The following is a 5,352-nucleotide window of genomic DNA, read 5'->3' as shown; positions in this document are numbered from 1 at the left end:
ACGCCGCCCGGCAAAAGCCGGGAGCAGAGGCGGCCACATGGCTCTGCGGCACTGCCGAAACTGCCCCGGACGCGGCGTTCGACCTTGCCCTGATGACTTCACATGTGGCGCAGATTTTTGTAGACGACGCACAGTGGGCCAGGACTCTGAAAGATTTGCATCGCGCCCTCGTGCCAGGCGGCCAGCTCGCTTTCGACTCGCGCGACCCGGCGGCGCGGGGCTGGGAAACGTGGGATTCGGGCGGCGAGCGCGAACGGTTCACTCTGCCAGACGGTCAGAGGCTCGAAACGTGGACCGAACTGGGGCGCGTGGCAGACGACTGCGTCACTTTTACGGGCCACGTCCATTTTCCAGCCACAGCCGAAACCGTCACCGATCAGAGCACCCTGCGGTTTCGTTCGGAAGCAGAACTGCGCAGGAGCCTGACCGCAGCGGGTTTTGAGGTACAACACATTTACGGCGGCTGGCAGCGGCAACCCGTGGGCGAGGGCAGCGGCAAACTAATCGTGGTGGCGCGAAAGTCAGCCGTAAGTCATTAGACCCGGTTCAGCGGCGCCGTGAGAGAACTGTCATCAAAGTCATGTTTGAATACGCCTCAAATTACGCAGGTAAGGAGTTCAGAAATATCCGACAGTCTCACCCACCTTCAGGAAATGCGCCGCACCATCATCCATCAGATGCCGCCCCAGACCGTCTTTTCGGCTCACAACGGCGAAGTGTTCGACCGGCACCGCGACATAAGACTCCTCTCTGCCTTATTTTTTAAAGATGCAGCGACTTCTGGTGATCGGCAGCCCTGGCGCGGGCAAAAGCACCCTGGCTCAAAAACTGGCGGCCCAGACAGGTTTGCCCCTGACCCATCTGGATGACCTGTACTGGAATCCCGGCTGGCGAAAGGTAGAGCGGGAGCGGTGGCTTTCGCGCCTCACGGATGCGCCGGCGGGTGAAACATGGATCATCGACGGGAATTTTTCTAGCAGTTTGCTCCGCCGAGCGTATGCTGCCGACACTGTGATTTTCCTAATGCCCCCGCGCTGGCTGTGCCTCTGGCGGGCCTTCACGCGCGAGGCACTGGGACGCCATCCGCACGGTGGGCAGCAGGCTGGGTGGCCTTCGCAGGAATTGCTGCAAGATATCTGGAAATTCGGGCCGCAAGCCCAGTGGCAACTGGCGCAATTGAAAACCGTGCCGGGGCTACGGCTGGTGGTGCTCAGAAGCAGCGCGGAAATCGCCTCATACGGGATTAAAATGATTTAGACACATTCTGCGTTGGTCACACGCCCCCTCACCCTTCCGCCGCTTTGCGGCTCCCTCCCTCTCCCACAAGGGCAGAGAGTAAAAAGGAAAGAGGTATGGCCAGGGAGCTACAGGGCCAAGTCACGACAGGGCTTATCCTGTCTGCGATGTCCGAGGCCGCCTCTTCCGTTTTGCTCACGCCCGACGGCTCCCGTACCGCCCTGAATGCCCGCTTCGGCGAGGCTTACGGCTCGCGGCACGGCGCGGCGACCCAGGCCCGGCACGTCTTTGTCGAAGGCACTGCAACCACGCTGAATCCGGCCCCCAGAGTGCTGGAAATCGGCTTTGGCGTGGGCGTCAACTTCCGCGCGACCCTGGCAGACGCGGCGCGGCGCAGCGTTGCACTGACTTATCTGGCCTACGAGTTCGACCCCGCCCCCGCCTCCGTGCTACGCGAGGTGGCCCAGGGGGGCGAGGGGGCAGAGCAGCTGCTCTGGCATAAAGCGCTGGCCGCCTGGCCGACCGGTACAACGCAGCCCGAACTTCAGGTGCAGGAAGGCGAACGGCAGCTCACGGTGTGCTTCGAGAATGTCCTGGAGGCCAAGTTGCCCCAGAACTGGGCCACCGCCCTGTACCTTGACGGCTTTTCTCCCACGCGCAACCCCGAGGTCTGGACGCCCGAATTCGTAGAGCGGCTGGCAGCTGCGCTCGCTCCGGGCGGCGTTCTGGCGACCTACAGCGCCGCCGGACACGTGCGCCGGGCCATGCAGGACGCGGGGCTGCGGGTCGAACGCCGCCCCGGTGCCCCAGGCAAACGCGAGTGCCTGCGGGCCGTGCGCGAAAAATGAAAGCTGTCGTCATTGGCGGGGGCGTCGCGGGGGCCGCCGTCGCCTATTTTCTGGGTCAGGCGGGCATGGAAACCACCGTTATAGACGCCGGAACTCACGCTGCCAGCCACGTGCCCTCGGCGCTTATCAACCCGGTGCGCGGGCAATCGGGGCAGGTAGACGCCGACGCGCTGGAAGGCATGCACTTTACCTGGGGACTGATTCGGGAGCTGGAAACGCAGGGGCACCGCGTCCCACACGCCCGGAGCGGGGTGCTGAGGCCCCTTCCCGACGACCGCAGCCGCGCCAAATTCGGGAGCCACCTGCCCGCTGGCCTGAACCACGACTGGGTTAGGCCAGCCGCGCCGCTGGCCCCCGGCTGGGCGCATGTGCTGTGGCTACCGGAAGCAGGGTGGGTCGCTGGAAAGCCGCTGTGCCGGGCGCTGCTGGCCGCGTCGGGAGCCAGCGTGGTGGCTGGACGGGCGACTGCGTGGACTTCAGACCGGGTCACAGTTCAGCCTGCTGACCAGACAGGCCCGGCCACCTTCCAAGCCGACGCCGTCATCTTTTGCGGCGGCTCTGCCGGTTCGACCTGGGCAGGTGAGACAGCGACCCACCGCATGGGCAGCGTGCTGAAGCTTGACCGGGCGGTGTCGGGCCTCCCGCTTAGCTTCGGGGCTTACCTGTCGCCAACTGACCAGGGCGGTGTGCTGGGCGGCACCTTCGAGGCCCCGGCCCCCGGCTGGCGCCCCCCCGAACTGCCCCTGAAATCGCTGGTTTGGCTGCTGGACAAAGGCGAGGCTCTGGCGAACCTAGGCGGCGTAAGTGTCACCGGGCGGTGGACAGGTTCACGGCTCAGCGGCTTGCAGGCCGGGCCGGACGAGCGGGGAGTGTGGCGGCTCTCGGGACTGGGCAGCAAGGGGTTTTTGCTGGGGCCGTTACTGGCCGCCCGGCTGGTACATGACCTGTGCCAGAGCCTAGGCCACAGCGCGGGCGTTACATGAGCAGTAACGACCAGAAGGTGGCAGAACGTGCGGCAAAAAGCTGGTTCGTTTACACTGACCCTTGCTATGGCCAAATACCGCATTTGCTTAATCGAAGGGGACGGCATCGGTCACGAAGTCATTCCCTCCACCCGCCGCGTGCTTGACGCCGCTGGCTTCGACGCCGAATACGTTCTTGCTGAGGCCGGGTACGAGTATTTTCTCGACCACGGCACCAGCGTGCCTCAGGCCACCTACGACGCGGTCGAGAGCACCGACGCGACCCTGTTTGGCGCGGCTACCAGCCCCAGCGGCGAAAAGCCCGCCGGGTTCTTTGGCGCGATTCGCCACCTGCGCCAGAAGTACGGCCTGTACGCCAACGTCCGCCCCACCAGAACCCGCCCGGTGCCCCACAGCTACGAAAACGTAGATCTGGTTATCGTGCGTGAAAACACCCAGGGCCTGTACGTCGAGCAAGAACGCCTGTACGGTGACACCGCCATCGCCGACACTGTCATTACGCGCGGGGCCAGTGAGCGCATCGGCAAGTTCGCCGCCGACCTCGCCATGAAGCGCAGCAAGCGCCTGACCGTGGTACACAAGTCCAACGTGCTGCCCGTCACGCAGGGCCTGTTCATGAACACGATTTTGAACCATACCAAGACCGTCGAGGGCCTGAACACCAGCACCATGATCGTGGACAACGCCGCCATGCAGCTGGTTCGTAACCCCCAGCAGTTCGACGTGATGGTTATGACCAACATGTTCGGCGACATCCTGTCTGACCTCGCCGCCGGACTGGTGGGCGGGCTGGGCATCGCTGCTTCCGGCAATGTGGGCGACAAGTTCGGTATTTTCGAGTCGGTACACGGGAGCGCCCCCGACATCGCCGGTCAGGGCATCTCCAACCCCACCGCCAGCATTCTGGCCGCCGTGCTGATGCTCGACCACCTGGGCGACCATGAAACCGCCCGCCGCGTCGATTCCGCCGTGAACAGGGTGCTGGCCGAAGGCCCGCGCACCCGCGACCTGGGCGGCACCGTGGGCAACAAGGAATTCACTGACGCCGTGATCAAAGCGCTGGCCTGAGCAGCCCGTGATGACAGCAGGCCCGCCGCTCTGGCGGGTTTTTTTAATGCTCCGGGTTGTTCCTCTGGCTTGCCCTGGGCCAAATGTCTGAAACAGATGGCTGAGCCAACTAGCTGGGACAGATGGTGCCGCTGCCCCTGTCCTGGCGGAGGTGTTCCCACCGCGTACCTCCCGCCTATCTATACGCCGCTTGCCTGGGCTGGCCTCCCCGGTTTAGACTGGGTTCATGGAAGCGACGTTTGTAGTGGTACTTGTTGGTCTCGGGGGAGTTCGAGGCTAAGCGTACCGCTGCGACGCCGCACCCCCCCGCCCAAGTCTGAGTGGCGGGGGGTTTTTATTAGGAGGCAGGTATGGAAAAGCAACCGCGCAACACCGCGCCAGATCGCGGCGAAATGACAGGTGCCAAGGCGCTCTGGGCGACACTCGCCAACCACGGCATCACCACTGTATTCGGCTATCCGGGCGGGGCGATTATGCCCGTGTACGACGCCCTGACTTTTTACCCCGAAGTCCGGCATGTGCTGGCCCGCCATGAGCAGGGGGCCATTCACGCCGCCGAGGGCTGGGCCAAGGCTACCGGCGAAATTGGCGTATGCATGGCGACTTCCGGGCCTGGGGCGACCAATCTGGTCACCGGGCTGGCCGACGCGATGCTCGACAGTGTGCCGCTGCTGGCCATCACCGGCAACGTGGCGCGGCACCTGATGGGCACCGACGCTTTTCAGGAAGCCGACATCACCGGGATTACGCTGCCGATTACCAAGCACAACTACGTGGTGCGCGAGGTCGAGGACCTGCCGCGCATCATCAGCGAGGCCATCAGCATTGCCCGCAGCGGACGCCCCGGCCCCGTGCTGGTCGACATTCCCAAGGACGTGCAGCTGGCGCCCTTCCTGGGTGACATCCCCGCTCCGCTGGCCCGGCAGTTGGCCTACCAGCCCAACGCCGAGGCGGTGGCGCGTGCCCAGGACATCCTGCGCAGCGCCAGAAAACCCGTAATGATGGTCGGTGGCGGCGCACTGGACGCGGCCAGCGAGATCACCGAACTGGCCCACGCCTGGAACATCCCCACGATCACCACCCTGATGGGCCTAGGGGCTATGCCCGCCAGCGACCCGCTTTGGCTGGGAATGCCCGGAATGCACGGCAGCGTGGCCGCCAACCGCGCCATCAGCGAGGCGGACGTGCTGCTGGCAATCGGCCTGCGCTTCGACGAC

6 protein-coding genes are annotated in these 5,352 nt (G+C 64.6%); all 6 read left to right on the top strand.

Annotated elements, in window-relative coordinates:
- A partial coding sequence (locus QZ269_RS11760; protein ID WP_291426896.1) for a methyltransferase domain-containing protein occupies positions 1-539 on the top strand: 539 nt, incomplete at its 5' end.
- Positions 540-768: 229 nt separating this feature from the next.
- Entirely contained in the window at positions 769-1,257 is a 489-nt protein-coding gene (locus QZ269_RS11755; RefSeq protein WP_291426895.1) for a DNA topology modulation protein FlaR, read from the top strand.
- Between the two features lie 146 nt (positions 1,258-1,403).
- Positions 1,404-2,084, top strand: coding sequence for a tRNA (5-methylaminomethyl-2-thiouridine)(34)-methyltransferase MnmD (mnmD, locus tag QZ269_RS11750; protein ID WP_291426894.1), 681 nt, complete (start codon positions 1,404-1,406; stop codon positions 2,082-2,084).
- The gene (locus QZ269_RS11745; protein ID WP_291426893.1) at positions 2,081-3,067 is read left to right on the top strand and encodes an FAD-dependent oxidoreductase; all 987 of its coding nucleotides are present in this window, start codon (positions 2,081-2,083) and stop codon (positions 3,065-3,067) included. The genes mnmD and QZ269_RS11745 overlap by 4 nt, the downstream gene beginning before the upstream one ends.
- Positions 3,068-3,133: 66 nt before the next feature.
- Entirely contained in the window at positions 3,134-4,135 is a 1,002-nt protein-coding gene (locus QZ269_RS11740) for an isocitrate/isopropylmalate dehydrogenase family protein (RefSeq protein ID WP_291426892.1), read from the top strand.
- 392 nt (positions 4,136-4,527) lie between these two features.
- On the top strand, positions 4,528-5,352 hold an 825-nt coding region (locus QZ269_RS11735; protein WP_291426897.1), incomplete at its 3' end, for a thiamine pyrophosphate-binding protein.

The sequence above is a fragment of the Deinococcus sp. genome, assembly GCF_018260405.1.
In the GTDB taxonomy this organism is placed as follows: Bacteria; Deinococcota; Deinococci; order Deinococcales; family Deinococcaceae; genus Deinococcus.
The sequence above is the reverse complement of the archived record's forward strand: the minus strand, read 5'-3'. Positions and strand labels throughout refer to the sequence as shown.